This is a genomic window from Bradyrhizobium vignae, assembly GCF_900324035.1.
In the GTDB taxonomy this organism is placed as follows: Bacteria; Pseudomonadota; Alphaproteobacteria; order Rhizobiales; family Xanthobacteraceae; genus Bradyrhizobium; species Bradyrhizobium vignae.
Map to the genome: position 1 here is coordinate 364,363 of NZ_LS398110.1, position 16,277 is coordinate 380,639.

The window sequence follows — 16,277 nt, forward strand, 5'->3', positions numbered from 1 at the left end:
TCCCACTCCTCATGGTGAGGAGCGCACCCTTGCGCGTCTCGAACCATGCAAAGCCCCCGCTGATGCAGCTCGGCCTTGCATCCTTCGAGACGCCGCGCGAAGAGCGCGGCCCTTGGGATCGCGGCCTTTGGGATGAGGGGAGGGAATCTTCGCGCGGATGTTCGGAGAGAGTGGGCGCCGGAAACATCCCGACACAAACCAAAAAGGACCAACTTGCGTTGGCCCTCCTTGCCGTGCGTACAGACCCGATCCTGTTCGACCCCGGGGGGCTGGGGGCTGAGGAATCCGGAACCGAAAGGACCGGGTCAACGCACGCGATTCTTTTCGCAATGCAGGGCGGCAGGCGCTTGGCGGAAAAGCGGCGAGACTAAGATTCTTGAGCACGATCCCGTGACGGTTTGCCGCGACAGAGTTCCACCAGTGCGTGCGTCCCGATCCCCGTCCAATTCGATCGGTTGAACCCCTTGCGGTGCGGAACGGTTGGCGCGATCATGCGATTGTCATGAACTCGGTTCCGGTGTGATGCGGTTCATTGCAGTGCGATGAGGAGGCGCTTCCCATGAGCCTGATCTCGGAGGATGCCGATCCGAGCGAGCAGCGCGCGGCGGCGCGCTCCGCCGCGAATGCGCAGCCGAACCGGGTGACGTTCAACCGGCTCGAGCTGCATCGTATTCTCAATCTCTATGGCCGCATGGTCGCCGACGGCGAGTGGCGCGACTACGCCATCGACTTCCTGAAGGACCGCGCGGTGTTCTCGGTCTATCGCCGCGCCTCGGAAGTCCCGATCTATCGCATCGAGAAGGATCCGCGGCTCGCGCGCAAGCAGGGCATGTACAGCGTGATCTCGGCGACGGGCCTGATCCTGCGCCGCGGCCACGAACTCGAGCGCGTGCTGCTGGTGATCGATCGCAAGCTGGCCGTGGTGTGACGACCGTTGGTCGTCATTCCCGGGCGCGACGAAGTCGCGAACTCCGGCGCGCCGTTGCGCGCCCTGAGAATCTCGAGCTTGTCCATAACCTCTGGATTTCCGGGTTCGCGCTGACGCGCACCCCGGAATGACTGTGCAGTGCAGAACTACTTCCCCGGCACGCTCGTCGCCCCCTCGCCGAGGTCGCGCTGCATCATCACCGTGTCCAGCCAGCGGCCGAATTTCAGCCCGACATTGGGATGCGTGCCGATCATCTTGAAGCCGGCCCTGGTGTGCACGCCGATCGATCCGGCATTGGCGGAATCGCCGATCACCGCGATCATCTGGCGGAAGCCGCGCGCCTCGCATTCGGCGATCAGCCGTTCCAGCAGCAGAGTGCCGACACCGCGGCGGTGGAAGGAGGGATCGAGATAGATCGAGTTCTCCACCGTAAAACGATAGGCCGGCCGCGGGCGGTAGGCGCCGGCATAGGCGTAGCCGGCCACGCGCCCGTCCAGCATGGCGACGAAATAGGGATAGCCGCCCTCGATCAGCGCACGATAGCGGCGCGTCATCTCGGCAAGATCGGGCGGCTCCAGCTCGAACGTCGCGGTGCCCTCGCGGACGGCCTGTTGGTAGATGGCGGTAATGGCAGGAAGGTCGGCCTCGGTGGTGGGCCTGATTTCAGGTGCGGACATGGGGGCTGAGATTAGAGCCTTCCCGCGACTGCTGGAAGGGGGCAACGCTGCTTCCCCGCCGTCATTGCGAACGCAGCGAAAGCAATCCAGAAATGCATCCGCGGAGGCACTCTGAATTGCTTCGTCGCATCAGCGCAAAATCGCTACGCAATTTTGTCGCGAGCTCCTCGCAATGACGGAGTATGTGGCGGCAGCCACGCCCAAACAAAAACCCCGGCCTCGCGGCCGGGGTTTTGTGTCCTTCTCCCGTCCCAGAGCTTAATCGCGCTGGCCGAGGAGCTGCAGCAGCAGCGTGAACAGGTTGATGAAGTTCAAGTACAGCGACAGCGCGCCGGTGATGGCCGCACGCTCTGCGATGTCACCGCCAGCCGAGGCGTAGCCGTAGATGTAGTCGTTCTTCAGCCGCTGGGTATCCCAGGCGGTGAGGCCCGCGAACACCAGCACGCCGACCACCGAGACGATGAACTGCAGCATCGAGCTGGCCAGGAACAGGTTCACCAGGCTCGCGATGATGATGCCGATCAGGCCCATGAACAGGAACGAGCCCATCCCGGTCAGGTCACGCTTGGTGGTGTAGCCGTAGAGGCTGAGCGCACCGAAGGTCGCCGCCGTGATGAAGAACACCCGCACGATCGAGGTGTGGGTGAACACCAGGAAGATCGACGACAGCGAGATTCCCATCAGCGCCGAGAACACCCAGAACAGGATCTGGGCGGTCGAGGGGGCGAGGCGGTTGATGCCCGCCGAGATGACGAACACCATCGCCAGCGGCGCGAGCATGAACAGCCACTTCAGCGGGCTGACGAACATCGCGTAGCCGAACGGCGTCAGGAACAGCTTGCCGACGCGGACCGCTTCCGGGGTCGGAACGTCGGTCACGGCGGCCATGTAGACGCCGAGCGCGGCAAGGCCGGTGATGGCGAGGCCGATGCTCATGTAGTTGTAGATGCGCAGCATGTAAGCGCGCAGGCCGGCGTCGACCGTCGCGGCGTCAACACGCCCGGCGGCCCTGCCGAAAGGAGAAGCGTAGTTACGGTCTAGGTCCGACATGGTCGAATTCCCGTTGGTTGGTCCGGCCCGGCACGAGGGTCGCCATGCCGCCGGTTCGTCAAACTCTATCTCGGATACCGATGCCAGCCGACTAAATTTTGGCTAACAATCGGGGCTCCGAACCCATTCGATATGTGGGAAACTAACACATTCGCTGCAACCGTCCACGCGCGGCCGAATGTCGCCCTCGCCCGCAATCCCGACGAGCGGACCGTGGTTAATCGCAAGGAATCGTGCGATTTCGCTCCCTTGCGGTTAGCCGCTACCATTTGTCACAAATTCCGCAACACCGTGGCCGGCTTTTTGTTCAACGCCAGCAGCGTGCCGGCGAGCCCGAGCCCGACGGTGACGACCAGGGCGGCCGCGACCACGCCGGCCGCGCTGCCGGCCTGCCAGACGAAGCTCAGCGTCATCAGCCGCGTCACGATCATCCAGGCGGCGATGCTGCCGGCGATCACGCCGAACACCGCGGTGGCGAGCCCGATCAGGAGGTATTCGAGCGCATAGGCGCCGAGCAGCCGCAGCCGCGTCGCGCCCAGCGTCTTCAGGATCACCGCATCATAGACCCGGTGACGGTGGCCGGCGGCGAGCGCGCCGCCGAGCACCAGGATCGCCGAGATCAGGGTCACGGCGCTGGCGCCGCGGATCGCCAGCGCCAGATTGGTCACGACCGAGCCGACCGTCTCCATCACCTCGCGCACGCGCACGCTCGTCACCATAGGGTAGGCGTCGGCGACCTCTTTGATGATCTTGCCGTCGCCTGCCGCATTTCCGCCCGTCTCCGTCAGCGTCGCGATATGGGTGTGCGGCGCGCCCTTGAAGGCGTTGGGCGAGAACACGAGGACGAAATTGATGCCCATCCCCTGCCAGTCGATATTGCGCAGATTGCTGATCTTCGCCGGGATGTCGCGGCCGAGCACGTTGACCACCACCTCGTCCCCGAGCTTGAGGCCTAAACCGTCGGCGATCTTCTTCTCCATCGAGACCAGCGGCGGGCCGGAATAGTCCGCGCTCCACCACTCGCCCTCGACCACCTTCGAACCCTTCGGCAGCTCGGCCGTATAGGTCAGGCCGCGGTCGCTCTGCAGCACCCATTCGGAATCGGTGGTGGGCTTGAGCTCCTCGGCGCGCACGCCGCGCGCGGCGACGATGCGCCCGCGCAGCATCGGCACGTCCTCGACCGTCGCGCCTGGCGCGATCTGGCGCAGGTAGCCGTCGAACTGCTCGGCCTGCGCGCTCGGAATGTCGATGAAGAAGAACGAGGGTGCGCGATCGGGCAGCGCCGCGAGGAACTGCCGCCGCAGATTGCCGTCGATCTGGGTGATGGTGACGAGCACGGCGAGCCCGAGCCCGAGCGACAGCACGACCGACGGCGTCAGAGCGCCCGGCCGGTGGATGTTGGCGATCGCGAGCCGCAGCATCGGCAGTCGCGTCCGCGGCAGCCGCCGCGCCATCGTCATCAGCAGGGCGGCGATGCCGCGCAGCAGGGCGAACACGACGACGGAGGAGGCCACGAACACTGCGGCGATGCGCTTGTCGAACGACAGGCCGATCACGACCGCGATCAGCAGCGCGATCACCACGCCCATGAGGCCCAGATAACTCGCGCGCGGCCGGTGCCATTCGGAGCTGATGGTGTCGCGGAACAGCGCCGCCACCGGCACGTCATGCACGCGCCCGAGCGGCCACAGGCCGAAGGCGAGCGCTGTGAGCAGGCCATAGACGAAGGACAGTGCGAGCTCGTCGGCATGCACCGCCGGCACCACCGGCAGCGGCAAGAGCTTGCCGAACAGCCCGACGATGGCGAAGGGCATCGCCGCGCCGAGCGCAAGGCCGATCACCGAACCGATGCCCGCAAGCAGGATCACTTGCGCCAGATAGATGCCGAACACGTCGCCTCCGGTCGCGCCGACGGCCTTGAGGGCCGCGATCACCTCGAGCCGACGATCGATATGGCTCTTCACGGCATTGGCAACGCCGACGCCGCCGACCAGCAGCGCGGCGAGGCCGACCAGCGTCAGGAACTGGGTAAAACGGCTGATGTTGCGCTCGAGTTGCGGCGAGGCGTTGGAGCGGCTGCGGATCTCCCAGCCGGCCTGCGGCGCGGCGCTGCGCGCGTCCGCGATGAAGGCTTCGGTGGCGCGCTCGTTATTCGCGGTATCGGGCAGCTTGACCCGGTAGACCCAGCGCACCAGGCTGCCGGGCTGGATCAGGCCGGTGGCGCGCAAGGCCTCCTCGCTGATCAGGAAGCGCGGGCCGAAGCCGATGCCGCCGGCGAGCTTGTCGGGTTCGGCTTCGACGGTGGCGCGGATCTGGAACGTTGCGGACCCGATCGTGAGGCGGTCACCATTCCTAAGCGACAGCCGCGCCAGCAGCGTCGGATCGGCCGCGGCGCCGAACGCGCCGTCACGCATCGCGAGCAGATCGGCCATCGGTAGCGGCGGTGCCAGTGTCAGCTGGCCCAGCATCGGATAGGTGTCGTCGACGGCCTTCATCTCGACCAGCGCGAGCTTGCCATCAGCCGAGCGCGCCATGCCGCGCAGGGTCGCGGCGGTCGAGACGGTGCCGCGCGAGCGCAGGAAGGCGACCTCCTCCGGCTTGGCCTCGCGCTGGAACAGCACGAAGGAGACGTCGCCGCCGAGCAGCGTGCGGCCCTCGCGGGCGAGACCGTCGGAGAGGCTCGCCGACACCGAGCCGACGCCGGCGATCGCCATCACGCCGAGCGCGATGCAGGCGATGAAGACATAGAATCCGCGCAAGCCCCCGCGCAATTCGCGCAGGGCGTAACGCAACGAGAGCGCGACGCCGCCCGGCTTCGCGAACGATTCGACAGCTGCGCTCATGCCGGCGCCGACTGCGTGTCGATGCGCCCGGAGCGCAGGCGGATGACGCGATCGCAGCGTTGCGCGAGCGAGGAATCGTGCGTCACCAGCACCAAGGTCATGCCGCGCTCGGCGTGCTTGCTGAACAGGAGATCGACGATCTGCTTTCCGGTTGCCTCGTCGAGATTGCCGGTGGGCTCGTCGGCGACGAGGATGGCGGGATCGGGCGCCAGCGCGCGCGCCAGCGCCACGCGCTGCTGCTCGCCGCCGGAGAGCTGCGTCGGGTAGTGATGCAGGCGATCGCCGAGCCCGACCGATTGCAGCTCCTGCGCCGCGCGCCTCGCAGCATCGGGATCGCCGGCAAGCTCGAGCGGCACCGCGACGTTCTCCAGCGCCGTCATGGTCGGGATCAGGTGGAAGGACTGGAAGACGATGCCGACCTGGCGGCCGCGGAAGCGCGCCAGCGCGTCCTCGTCGAGGGCATTGAAAGCCGTGCCATTGACCACCACCTCTCCGCTATCAGGACGCTCCAGCCCCGCCATCACCATCAGCAGCGTGGATTTGCCCGAGCCTGACGGGCCGATCAGGCCGATCGTCTCGCCCGAGGCGACGCGCAGGCTGATATCCTTCAGGATATGAACGCGTGCCGCGCCCGTGCCCAATGAGAGATTGACGTTGGAGATGGCGATGGTGTCCATCGCGGCCGTGGCGAGCGAAGAGGAATTGATGCGCGTGTCCATGGTCCGGTCATATGGCAACTCCGCACGCGGGGTCGAGAGGCGTTACGGATTGTTCATGCACATAGCCGTGTTGATGCTCGCCGTGATGACGATTGCGTCCCCCGCTTGGGCGGGCGCGACGAAACCGGTCAAGCTTGTCGTTCTCGGCGATTCCTTGAGCGCCGGTCTTGGCCTCCCGGCCCAGGAGGCATTCCCGCAAAAGCTTCAAAAATCATTGCAGATCAAGGGCATAGAGGTCAACATGACCAACGCCGGGGTGTCCGGCGACACCACCTCCGGCGGCCGCGACCGGCTGGACTGGTCGGTGCCCGACGGAACCGATGGCGTCATCGTCGAGCTCGGCGCCAACGACGCGCTGCGCGGCATTGATCCCGATGTGACGCGCGCCGCGTTGACCGAGATCATCCAGCGCCTGAAGGCGCGCAAGATCGCGGTGATGCTGTGCGGCATGCTGGCGCCGCCGAATTACGGCGCGGACTATGCGGCGCGCTTCAATTCGATTTATCCGGATCTGGCGAAACGATTCGATGTGCCGCTCTATCCGTTCTTCCTCGATGGCGTTGCGGCCGACGCCAAGCTCAATCAGGCCGACGGCATTCATCCGACTGCGGCCGGCGTCGACATCATCGTCGGCAGGATCATGCCCATGGTGGAGGCATTCATTGGCACGATCGCTGAGCAGCGGCGTTGAAAGCGGGCAGTCCCAACCCGAACTCCCAGGGATTTACGGGGGTGAGGCGGGCGAAGCTTCGCAGAGTCACACAACTGCGATAGGAATCAGGGTACCGGTGATTCGTCGCCGGCTCTAATTTGGATATGGTCCTTAGCTCGAGGGCTGTACCCAAGCATCGGGAGTGCGAAACGATGCCGCGTTTGTTCACGGGTCTGGAAATTCCGGCCGAGATCGGCCAGTCGCTTTCCAACTTGAGGGGTGGCCTCCCCGGCGCCCGCTGGATCGATCCCGAAAATTATCACGTCACCTTGCGCTTCATCGGCGACATCGATGGCGCCTCCGCCAACGAGATCGCCTCGATGCTGTTTCGCGTCGACCGCAAGCCATTCGAGGTGAAGGTGCAGGGCCTCACCAGCTTCGGCGGCCGCAAGCCGCGCGCGGTGGTCGCGACCATCGTGCCGAGCAAGCCGCTGATGGAATTGCAGGCCGAGCTCGAACGCATGATGCAGCGGATCGGCCTCGACCCGGAGGGACGCAAGTTCATTCCGCACGTCACGCTGGCCCGGCTGCACGACGCCTCCGACCGCGACGTCGCCGACTATCTCTCGCTGCGCGGCTACTTCCCAAGCAAGGCGTTCATGGCCGAACGCTTCGTGCTGTTCTCCTCGCGCGCCTCTACGGGCGGCGGCCCGTATGTGGTCGAGGACGCCTACGAACTGTGTGAGTAGCGCAGCTTCCGTGCCCCGGCCGCAGAGCCGGGGCCCAGCGCTCCGCGATGAATGAATTTTGGCTATGGACGAAATAGGGGGTCCCGTCTATGCGCAGCAGCGCGTCCGGGACTCGGAACGCATAGCGCCCCGCACCAATTGACGGCTTGCAATTTCCGTCCGTCTCTGGCGGTAAAGGGCCATGCTCTCCACCCCCAGTTCCCCATTCCGCGAGGCATACCAGGCCGAGATCGCCTCTGGCGCGATCGAGCCCGATGCCGCGCAGGCCGAGGTCGCCGAGGCCTATGCGGCGCTCGACCAGCGGCTCGCCACTTACAAGCCGCTGCGCAAGCAGGGCCTGCTCAGCCGCCTGTTCGGCAGCGGCGACAAGGATGATGCCCCGCGTGGGCTCTACATCCATGGCGAGGTCGGCCGCGGCAAGACCATGCTGATGGATCTGTTCTTCCAGCACTGCTCGGTCGAGCACAAGCGCCGCGCGCATTTCCACGAATTCATGGCGGACGTGCACGAGCGCATCTACGACTATCGCCAGAGCATCGCGCGCGGCGAGATCGCCGATGGCGACGTCATCGCGCTGACCGCAAATGCGATCTTTGAGGAGAGCTGGCTGCTCTGCTTCGACGAATTCCACGTCACCGACATCGCCGACGCGATGATCCTGGGCCGCCTGTTCGCGAAATTGTTCGATCTCGGCACCGTCGTGGTTGCGACCTCCAACGTCGCGCCCGACGATCTCTACAAGGGTGGCTTGAACCGCTCGCTGTTCCTGCCCTTCATCAAGCAGATCACCGATCACATGGACGTCGCGCGGCTCGATGCCCGCACCGACTTCCGGTTGGAGAAACTGCAGGGCGTGCCGATGTGGCTGACACCGGCGGATGGCGATGCGGACGCCGCGCTCGACCGTGCCTGGAAGCGGATGTCAGGTGGGGCACAATGCAGGCCGCGCGACATTTCGATCAAGGGCCGCATCCTGCACGTGCCGTGCTCGGCCCACGGCGTGGCGCGGTTCTCCTTCGCCGATCTCTGCGAGAAGCCGCTGGGTGCATCCGATTACCTCAGGCTGGCGCACGAGTATCACACCATCCTGGTCGACCATATTCCAGTCATGGACTTCTCCCAGCGCAACGCCGCCAAGCGGTTCATCACGCTGATCGATACGCTCTATGACAACGCCGTGAAGCTGATGGCTTCGGCCGACGCCAATCCGATCTCGCTCTACCTCGCCACCGAGGGCAATGAGGCCATGGAGTTCAAGCGGACCGCCTCGCGCCTGATCGAGATGAGCTCGGAATCCTATCTGGCGCTGCCTCACGGCCGCAAGGATTCCACCGCCAGCGGCTCGACCAAAGGCCTGGTGGAGACTTAAGTCCTATTTCGCTAGCGCTGTCATTCCGGGACGCGCGAAGCGCGAACCCGGAATCCATCGGGCCACAAGCTCTGTCGCCCGATGCATTCCGGGGCTGCGCCTATCGGCGCATCCCGGATGAGGGGCTGCGTGCCCGAGACGTCGGCAAGCCCGACAATTGGGCATTGGGCGACTTGAACGGGGAAGGCGAAAGGGATAACCACCCGTCTCAGTTTTCACCTCCTTACGTGTCTAAAGGACAGGTTCACATGGCGCGCGACAAGATTGCTTTGATTGGCTCCGGTCAGATCGGCGGAACGCTGGCTCACCTCATCGGCCTGAAAGAACTGGGCGACGTCGTGATGTTCGACATCGCCGAGGGCGTGCCGCAGGGCAAGGCGCTCGACATCGCGCAGTCCTCGCCGGTCGACGGCTTCGACGCGCACTACACCGGCGCGAACTCCTACGAGGCGCTCGACAACGCCAAGGTCTGCATCGTCACCGCCGGCGTGCCGCGCAAGCCCGGCATGAGCCGCGACGACCTCCTCTCCATCAACCTCAAGGTCATGGAGCAGGTCGGCGCCGGCATCAAGAAGTACGCTCCGGACGCGTTCGTCATCTGCATCACCAACCCGCTCGACGCGATGGTCTGGGCGCTGCAGAAGGCCTCGGGCCTGCCGCACAAGAAGGTCGTCGGCATGGCCGGCGTGCTGGACTCGGCGCGCTTCCGCTATTTCCTGGCCGACGAGTTCAACGTCTCGGTCGAGGACGTCACCGCCTTCGTGCTCGGCGGCCATGGCGACACCATGGTGCCGCTGGTGAAGTACTCCACCGTCGCCGGCATTCCGCTGCCCGACCTCGTCAAGATGGGCTGGACCTCGCAGGCGCGCCTCGAGGAGATCGTCGACCGCACCCGCAACGGCGGCGCCGAGATCGTCAATTTGCTCAAGACCGGCTCGGCCTTCTACGCCCCGGCCGCGTCGGCGATCGCGATGGCCGAGAGCTATCTGAAGGACAAGAAGCGCGTGCTGCCCTGCGCCGCCTATCTCAATGGCGAATACAGCGTGAAGGACATGTATGTCGGCGTGCCCGTCGTGATCGGCTCCAAGGGCGTCGAGCGCGTGGTCGAGATCGACCTCGCCGGCAAGGACCGCGAGGCCTTCGACAAGTCGGTCGGCGCCGTGCAGGGCCTGGTCGACGCCTGCAAGAAGATCGCCCCCGACCTTCTCGGCCGCTAAGGCGCAAGCAGATACCCCGCCGAAGATCGAAATCCGGTCTTCGGCGGTTTCACTTCCGGACCCCGGCTGCAACCCTTGTTGAAGGCTGGGCGGGGCTCCGGTTCGCAGTCCAGAGATCTTGAAGGCAAAGAATCCGGGTTGCAGTTCCTGTGGTATATGGTATGCCAGCCACAAGACTGAGGTGGGCCCATGGGGTCCCCGCCCGCGGGTTCAGGGAGCACCATATGAATATCCATGAATATCAGGCCAAAGCGCTGCTGAACGAGTTCGGCGTGCCGATCTCCAAGGGCGTGCCGGTCCTCAAAGCCGCCGACGCAGAAGCTGCGGCCAAGGCGCTGCCCGGGCCGGTCTGGGTGGTGAAGAGCCAGATCCACGCCGGCGGGCGCGGCAAGGGCAAGTTCAAGGAAGCCTCGGCCGGCGACAAGGGCGGTGTCCGCATCGCCAAATCGGCCGCCGAGGTCGCCGAATTCGCCAAGCAGATGCTGGGCGCAACCCTGGTGACGGTGCAGACCGGCCCGGCCGGCAAGCAGGTCAACCGCCTCTACATCGAGGACGGCTCCGACATCGACAAGGAGTTCTATCTCTCGATCCTGGTCGACCGCGAGACCTCGCGCGTCTCCTTCGTCGTCTCGACCGAGGGTGGCGTCAACATCGAGGACGTCGCGCACAACACGCCCGAGAAGATCGTGACCTTCTCAGTCGATCCCGCCACCGGAATCATGGGCCATCACGGCCGCACGGTTGCGAAGGCGCTCAAGCTCTCCGGTGATCTCGCCAAGCAGGCCGAGAAGCTCACGGCGCAGCTCTATGCCGCCTTCGTCGCCAAGGACATGTCGATGCTGGAGATCAACCCGCTGGTCGTGACCAAGCAGGGCCAGCTCCGCGTGCTCGACGCCAAGGTGTCGTTCGACGACAACGCGCTGTTCCGTCATCCCGAGGTGCTCGCGCTGCGCGACGAGACCGAGGAAGACGCCAAGGAAATCGAGGCGTCCAAGTACGACCTCAACTACGTCGCGCTCGACGGCAACATCGGCTGCATGGTCAACGGCGCCGGTCTTGCCATGGCGACGATGGACATCATCAAGCTCTACGGCATGGCGCCGGCGAACTTCCTCGACGTCGGCGGCAGCGCCAGCAAGGAGAAGGTCGCGGCCGCATTCAAGATCATCACCGCCGATCCCAACGTGAAGGGCATCCTGGTCAACATCTTCGGCGGCATCATGAAGTGCGACGTGATCGCCGAGGGCGTCACGGCCGCGGTGCGCGAGGTCGGTCTCAGCGTGCCGCTGGTGGTCCGTCTCGAAGGCACCAATGTCGAGCTCGGCAAGAAGATCATCCGCGAATCCGGCCTCAACGTGGTGCCGGCCGACAATCTCGACGACGCCGCGCAGAAGATCGTGAAGGCCGTCAAGGGAGGCTAAGGCCATGGCCCAGGACCATCTCGCCGCATCATCTCCGCTCCCCGAGCATGCGCGTCTCGCCGCGTTCGCCGGCGAATGGACTGGCGAAGAGGTGGTCTTTCCGTCGCGCTGGACGGAGGGCGGACCGGCGACCTCTCACGTCGTCGCGCGCATGGACCTCAACGGATTCTATCTGATCCAGGACGGTGTCCAGATGCGCGAGGGCAAGCAGGTCTTCGCCACCCACGGCATCTTCACCTACGATCGCGACGACCGGACCTACAAACTGTTCTGGTACGATTCGCTCGGCTACACGCCGCCCTCGCCCGCCTCCGGCGGGTGGGTCGGCAAGACCCTGACGCTGGTGCGCGGCTCGCTCCGTGGCAATGCGCGCCACGTCTACGAGATCATCGACGACAATTCCTATTCGTTGAAGATCCAGTTCTCGCCGGACGCGGAAGGCTGGTCCGACGTCCTCACCGGCGTCTACCGCCGCATCCACTGACCCTCTCACTCGTTAGTTCGCGAAAGCAGACCTCATGTCCATCCTGATCGACAAGAACACCAAGGTCATCTGCCAGGGCTTCACCGGCAAGAACGGCACCTTCCATTCCGAGGCCGCGATCGCCTACGGCACCAAGATGGTCGGTGGCACCTCGCCGGGCAAAGGCGGCTCGACGCATCTGGGCCTGCCGGTGTTCGACACCGTGCGCGAGGCGCGTGAGAAGACCGGCGCCGACGCGTCGGTGATCTACGTCCCGCCGCCGGGCGCGGCGGACGCGATCTGCGAAGCCATCGACGCCGAGATCCCGCTGATCGTCTGCATCACCGAGGGCATTCCTGTTATCGACATGGTGCGCGTGAAGCGCTCGCTGATCGGCTCCAAGTCGCGCCTGATCGGGCCGAACTGCCCGGGCGTCATGACCGCCGGTGAGTGCAAGATCGGCATCATGCCCGCCAATATCTTCAAGACCGGCTCGGTCGGCATCGTCTCCCGCTCGGGCACGCTGACCTATGAGGCCGTGTTCCAGACCTCCCAGGAAGGCCTCGGCCAGACCACCGCGGTCGGCATCGGCGGCGACCCGGTCAAGGGCACCGAGTTCATCGACGTGCTGGAGATGCTGCTCGCCGACCCCAAGACCGAATCGATCATCATGATCGGCGAGATCGGCGGTTCCGCCGAGGAGGACGCCGCCCAGTTCCTCAAGGACGAGGCCAAGCGCGGCCGTAAGAAGCCGATGGTCGGCTTCATCGCGGGCGTCACGGCCCCTCCCGGCCGCCGCATGGGCCATGCCGGCGCGATCATCTCGGGCGGCAAGGGCGACGCCGGTTCCAAGACCGAGGCGATGAAATCGGCAGGGATTACAGTGTCCCCGTCGCCCGCGCGCCTCGGCCATACGCTTGCCGAAAAGTTGAAGGGCTAATTCACTTCTTCGTGCTTTTCCGGGCGAAGTTTCGCAGCAAATAGGGTAAAGGGTGCCTGTCGCGTCGAGCCCTGTCGGGGAAGCTCGGCGCCAGCGCCGTTTGTTATGCGCGAACCGAAATCGCCAGGAACTCAAGTATGTCTCGCCAGGACGCGAACGCAGCCTTTGCCTTGTCATCCTTTTTGCAGGGCACCAACGCCACCTACATCGACGAAATCTACGCCCGCTACGAGAAGGACCCGACCTCGGTCGACGCCGAGTGGCAGGAGTTCTTCAAGAGCCTCAACGACCAGCCCGCTGACATCAGCAAGAACGCGGAAGGACCGTCCTGGGAGCGCGACAACTGGCCGCTGACCCCGCGGGACGATCTGACCTCCGCGCTCGACGGCAATTGGGCCGAGGTCGAGAAGGCGGTCGGCGCCAAGATCGCCGCCAAGGCCCAGGCCAAGGGCGCCGATATCTCTTCCGCCGATGTCCTCCAGGCCACGCGCGACTCCGTTCGCGCCCTGATGCTGATCCGCTCCTACCGCATGCGCGGCCACTTCCACGCCAAGCTCGACCCGCTCGGCATCGAAGCCCAGCGCAACCGCGAAGAGCTCGACCCGCGCACCTACGGCTTCAGCGAAGCCGATTACGACCGCAAGATCTTCCTCGATCACGTGCTCGGCCTCGAATACGGCACGCTGCGCGATATCGTCGCGATCTGCGAGCGCACCTACTGCCAGACGCTCGGCGTCGAGTTCATGCATATCAGCAATGCCGCGCAGAAGGCCTGGATCCAGGAGCGCATCGAGGGACCCGATAAGGAGATCTCGTTCACGCGCGAAGGCCGCAGAGCCATCCTGATGAAGCTGGTCGAAGCCGAAGGCTTCGAGAAGTTCTGCGACACCAAGTTCACCGGCACCAAGCGTTTCGGCCTCGACGGCGGCGAATCCCTGATCCCCGCGCTGGAGCAGATCATCAAGCGCGGCGGCAATCTCGGCGTGAAGGAGATCGTGCTCGGCATGCCGCATCGCGGCCGCCTCAACGTCCTGACGCAGGTGATGGGCAAGTCGCACCGCGCGCTGTTCCACGAGTTCAAGGGCGGCTCCGCCAACCCGGAGGACGTCGAAGGCTCCGGCGACGTCAAGTATCACCTCGGCGCTTCCTCGGACCGCGAGTTCGACGGCAACCGCATCCACCTGTCGCTGACCGCCAACCCCTCGCATCTCGAGATCGTCGATCCCGTCGTGCTCGGCAAGGTCCGCGCCAAGCAGGACCAGCACGGCGATCCGCCGGACATGCGCATCTCCGTGATGCCGCTCCTGATGCATGGCGACGCCGCGTTCGCCGGCCAGGGCGTGGTCGCCGAGTGCTTCGGCCTGTCGGACCTGAAGGGCTACCGCACCGGCGGCTCCGTGCACTTCATCGTCAACAACCAGATCGGCTTCACCACCTATCCGCGTTACTCGCGCTCCTCGCCCTATCCGTCCGATGTGGCGAAGATGATCGACGCGCCGATCTTCCACGTGAACGGCGACGATCCGGAAGCCGTCGTGTTCGCCGCCAAGGTCGCGACCGAGTTCCGGCAGAAATTCCACAAGCCCGTCGTCATCGACATGTGGTGCTATCGGCGCTACGGCCACAACGAGGGCGATGAGCCGGCGTTCACGCAGCCGGTCATGTACAAGCGGATCGCGGCCCATCCGTCGACGCTGTCGCTCTATGCCAAGCGCCTGATCGCCGAGGGCGTGGTCACCGAGGGCGAGGTCGACAAGCTGAAGGCCGACTGGCGCGCGCGGCTCGATGCCGAGTTCGAGGCCGGCACCTCCTACAAGCCGAACAAGGCCGACTGGCTCGACGGCAAGTGGGCCGGCTTCAAGATTGCCGACCAGGAAGAGGATGCGCGGCGCGGCGTCACCGGCGTCGACATTGCCACGCTGAAGGACATCGGCCGCAAGATCACCAAGGTGCCGGACGGCTTCCGCGTTCACCGCACCATCCAGCGTTTCCTCGATAACCGCTCGAAGGCGATCGACACTGGTACCGGTATCGACTGGGCGACCGGCGAGGCGTTGGCGTTCTGCTCGCTGCTGAACGAAAAACACCACGTCCGCCTGTCCGGACAGGATTCGGAGCGCGGCACCTTCTCGCAGCGCCACTCGGTCCTGATCGACCAGGAGGACGAAAGCCGCTACACGCCGTTCAACCATCTCGGCGGCGAGCAGGGCCATTACGAGGTCATCAACTCGCTGCTGTCGGAAGAGGCCGTGCTCGGCTTCGAATACGGCTACTCGCTCGCCGAGCCGAACACGCTGACGCTGTGGGAGGCCCAGTTCGGCGATTTCGCCAACGGCGCGCAGGTCGTGTTCGACCAGTTCATCTCCTCGGGCGAACGCAAATGGCTGCGCATGTCCGGTCTCGTCTGCCTGCTGCCGCACGGCTATGAAGGCCAGGGGCCGGAGCATTCCTCGGCGCGTCTCGAGCGTTACCTGCAGATGTGCGCGGAAGACAACATGCAGGTGGTCTACCCGACCACGCCGGCGAACTACTTCCACGTGCTGCGCCGGCAGCTGCATCGCGAGATCCGCAAGCCGCTGATCATGATGACGCCGAAGTCGCTGCTGCGCCACAAGCGGGCGGTGTCGCGTCTCGAGGAGCTCGCGAAGGGCACGACCTTCCACCGCATCCTCTACGATGACGCCCAGATGCTGCCGAACGAAGCGATCAAGCTCGTTCAGGACGAGAAGATCCGCCGCATCGTGCTGTGCTCCGGCAAGGTCTATTACGACCTCTACGAGGAGCGCGAGAGGCGCGGCATCGATGACATCTATCTGATGCGCGTCGAGCAGCTCTATCCGGTGCCGCTGAAGGCGCTGGTGGCCGAGCTGTCGCGCTTCAAGAAGGCCGAAGTGGTGTGGTGCCAGGAAGAGCCGCGCAACATGGGCGCCTGGCACTTCATCGAGCCCTATCTGGAATGGGTGCTGAACCAGGTGAACGGTGCGAGCCGGCGTCCGCGTTATGTCGGCCGCGCCGCTTCCGCCGCGACTGCCACGGGTCTGATGTCCAAGCATCAGGCGCAGCTGAAGGCGTTCCTGGACGAAGCACTGAGCTGAGAAGTTCTTTAGGACTCTGTCATGCCCCGCCCAGTGCGCAATTGCGCACGGGGGCGGGGCATCCAGTACGACGCGGCTTTCGTTCTGATCACGAAGGTCACGGCGTACTGGATTGCCCGCCTTCGCGGGCAATGACGTATGAAATTCATGACCG

The 16,277-nt window shown here is 65.0% G+C and carries 13 protein-coding genes; 9 read left to right on the plus strand and 4 right to left on the minus strand.

Annotated features, from left to right (window positions below; translation table 11 throughout):
• Positions 1 to 559: 559 nt before the first annotated feature.
• Entirely contained in the window at positions 560 to 928 is a 369-nt protein-coding gene (locus tag BRAD3257_RS01790; RefSeq protein WP_122400397.1) for a DUF2794 domain-containing protein, read from the plus strand.
• A 146-nt stretch (positions 929 to 1,074) separates the two neighbouring features.
• On the opposite strand, the gene BRAD3257_RS01795 is transcribed toward BRAD3257_RS01790, so the two are convergent.
• From BRAD3257_RS01795 to BRAD3257_RS01810, 4 genes are all read right to left on the minus strand, one after another.
• Positions 1,075 to 1,605, minus strand: coding sequence for a GNAT family N-acetyltransferase (locus BRAD3257_RS01795; RefSeq protein WP_122400398.1), 531 nt, complete (start codon positions 1,603 to 1,605; stop codon positions 1,075 to 1,077).
• 258 nt (positions 1,606 to 1,863) lie between these two features.
• Complete coding sequence (locus tag BRAD3257_RS01800; RefSeq protein WP_025575992.1) at positions 1,864 to 2,655, minus strand: Bax inhibitor-1/YccA family protein; 792 nt, start codon at positions 2,653 to 2,655, stop codon at positions 1,864 to 1,866.
• Positions 2,656 to 2,927: 272 nt separating this feature from the next.
• Positions 2,928 to 5,498, minus strand: coding sequence for an ABC transporter permease (locus tag BRAD3257_RS01805; protein ID WP_122400399.1), 2,571 nt, complete (start codon positions 5,496 to 5,498; stop codon positions 2,928 to 2,930).
• Positions 5,495 to 6,217 (minus strand): ABC transporter ATP-binding protein, encoded by a 723-nt coding sequence (locus tag BRAD3257_RS01810; protein ID WP_122400400.1) that lies wholly within the window; start codon positions 6,215 to 6,217, stop codon positions 5,495 to 5,497. The genes BRAD3257_RS01805 and BRAD3257_RS01810 overlap by 4 nt, the downstream gene beginning before the upstream one ends.
• A gap of 55 nt (positions 6,218 to 6,272) precedes the next feature.
• Here BRAD3257_RS01810 and BRAD3257_RS01815 point away from each other — a divergent pair, with 55 nt between their 5' ends.
• The 8 genes from BRAD3257_RS01815 to BRAD3257_RS01850 all read left to right on the plus strand — a co-directional run bounded on the left by BRAD3257_RS01815 (position 6,273) and on the right by BRAD3257_RS01850 (position 16,123).
• Entirely contained in the window at positions 6,273 to 6,908 is a 636-nt protein-coding gene (locus BRAD3257_RS01815; RefSeq protein WP_162500064.1) for an arylesterase, read from the plus strand.
• A gap of 173 nt (positions 6,909 to 7,081) precedes the next feature.
• Positions 7,082 to 7,618: an RNA 2',3'-cyclic phosphodiesterase gene (thpR, locus tag BRAD3257_RS01820; protein WP_122400402.1), complete on the plus strand. Its 537-nt coding sequence runs from the start codon at positions 7,082 to 7,084 to the stop codon at positions 7,616 to 7,618.
• A 181-nt stretch (positions 7,619 to 7,799) separates the two neighbouring features.
• Positions 7,800 to 8,987 (plus strand): cell division protein ZapE, encoded by a 1,188-nt coding sequence (gene zapE, locus BRAD3257_RS01825; RefSeq protein WP_122400403.1) that lies wholly within the window; start codon positions 7,800 to 7,802, stop codon positions 8,985 to 8,987.
• 248 nt (positions 8,988 to 9,235) lie between these two features.
• The gene (mdh, locus tag BRAD3257_RS01830; protein ID WP_122400404.1) at positions 9,236 to 10,204 is read left to right on the plus strand and encodes a malate dehydrogenase; all 969 of its coding nucleotides are present in this window, start codon (positions 9,236 to 9,238) and stop codon (positions 10,202 to 10,204) included.
• 224 nt (positions 10,205 to 10,428) lie between these two features.
• Positions 10,429 to 11,625, plus strand: coding sequence for an ADP-forming succinate--CoA ligase subunit beta (sucC, locus tag BRAD3257_RS01835; RefSeq protein WP_122400405.1), 1,197 nt, complete (start codon positions 10,429 to 10,431; stop codon positions 11,623 to 11,625).
• A gap of 4 nt (positions 11,626 to 11,629) precedes the next feature.
• Positions 11,630 to 12,109: a DUF1579 domain-containing protein gene (locus tag BRAD3257_RS01840; protein ID WP_122400406.1), complete on the plus strand. Its 480-nt coding sequence runs from the start codon at positions 11,630 to 11,632 to the stop codon at positions 12,107 to 12,109.
• A gap of 34 nt (positions 12,110 to 12,143) precedes the next feature.
• Complete coding sequence (gene sucD / locus BRAD3257_RS01845; RefSeq protein WP_122400407.1) at positions 12,144 to 13,028, plus strand: succinate--CoA ligase subunit alpha; 885 nt, start codon at positions 12,144 to 12,146, stop codon at positions 13,026 to 13,028.
• A gap of 137 nt (positions 13,029 to 13,165) precedes the next feature.
• Positions 13,166 to 16,123, plus strand: coding sequence for a 2-oxoglutarate dehydrogenase E1 component (locus BRAD3257_RS01850; RefSeq protein WP_122400408.1), 2,958 nt, complete (start codon positions 13,166 to 13,168; stop codon positions 16,121 to 16,123).
• The last annotated feature ends 154 nt before the right edge of the window (positions 16,124 to 16,277 follow it).

Excerpts from the sequence above, each read along its gene's own strand:
- BRAD3257_RS01800 (WP_025575992.1), bottom strand. The coding sequence starts at position 2,655 with ATGTCGGACCTAGACCGTAACTACGCTTCTCCTTTCGGCAGGGCCGCC.
- BRAD3257_RS01790 (WP_122400397.1), top strand. The coding sequence starts at position 560 with ATGAGCCTGATCTCGGAGGATGCCGATCCGAGCGAGCAGCGCGCGGCG.
- BRAD3257_RS01795 (WP_122400398.1), bottom strand. The coding sequence starts at position 1,605 with ATGTCCGCACCTGAAATCAGGCCCACCACCGAGGCCGACCTTCCTGCC.
- zapE (WP_122400403.1), top strand. The coding sequence starts at position 7,800 with ATGCTCTCCACCCCCAGTTCCCCATTCCGCGAGGCATACCAGGCCGAG.
- BRAD3257_RS01840 (WP_122400406.1), top strand. The coding sequence starts at position 11,630 with ATGGCCCAGGACCATCTCGCCGCATCATCTCCGCTCCCCGAGCATGCG.
- BRAD3257_RS01850 (WP_122400408.1), top strand. The coding sequence starts at position 13,166 with ATGTCTCGCCAGGACGCGAACGCAGCCTTTGCCTTGTCATCCTTTTTG.
- BRAD3257_RS01805 (WP_122400399.1), bottom strand. The coding sequence starts at position 5,498 with ATGAGCGCAGCTGTCGAATCGTTCGCGAAGCCGGGCGGCGTCGCGCTC.
- BRAD3257_RS01810 (WP_122400400.1), bottom strand. The coding sequence starts at position 6,217 with ATGGACACGCGCATCAATTCCTCTTCGCTCGCCACGGCCGCGATGGAC.
- sucD (WP_122400407.1), top strand. The coding sequence starts at position 12,144 with ATGTCCATCCTGATCGACAAGAACACCAAGGTCATCTGCCAGGGCTTC.
- thpR (WP_122400402.1), top strand. The coding sequence starts at position 7,082 with ATGCCGCGTTTGTTCACGGGTCTGGAAATTCCGGCCGAGATCGGCCAG.
- mdh (WP_122400404.1), top strand. The coding sequence starts at position 9,236 with ATGGCGCGCGACAAGATTGCTTTGATTGGCTCCGGTCAGATCGGCGGA.
- sucC (WP_122400405.1), top strand. The coding sequence starts at position 10,429 with ATGAATATCCATGAATATCAGGCCAAAGCGCTGCTGAACGAGTTCGGC.
- BRAD3257_RS01815 (WP_162500064.1), top strand. The coding sequence starts at position 6,273 with ATGCACATAGCCGTGTTGATGCTCGCCGTGATGACGATTGCGTCCCCC.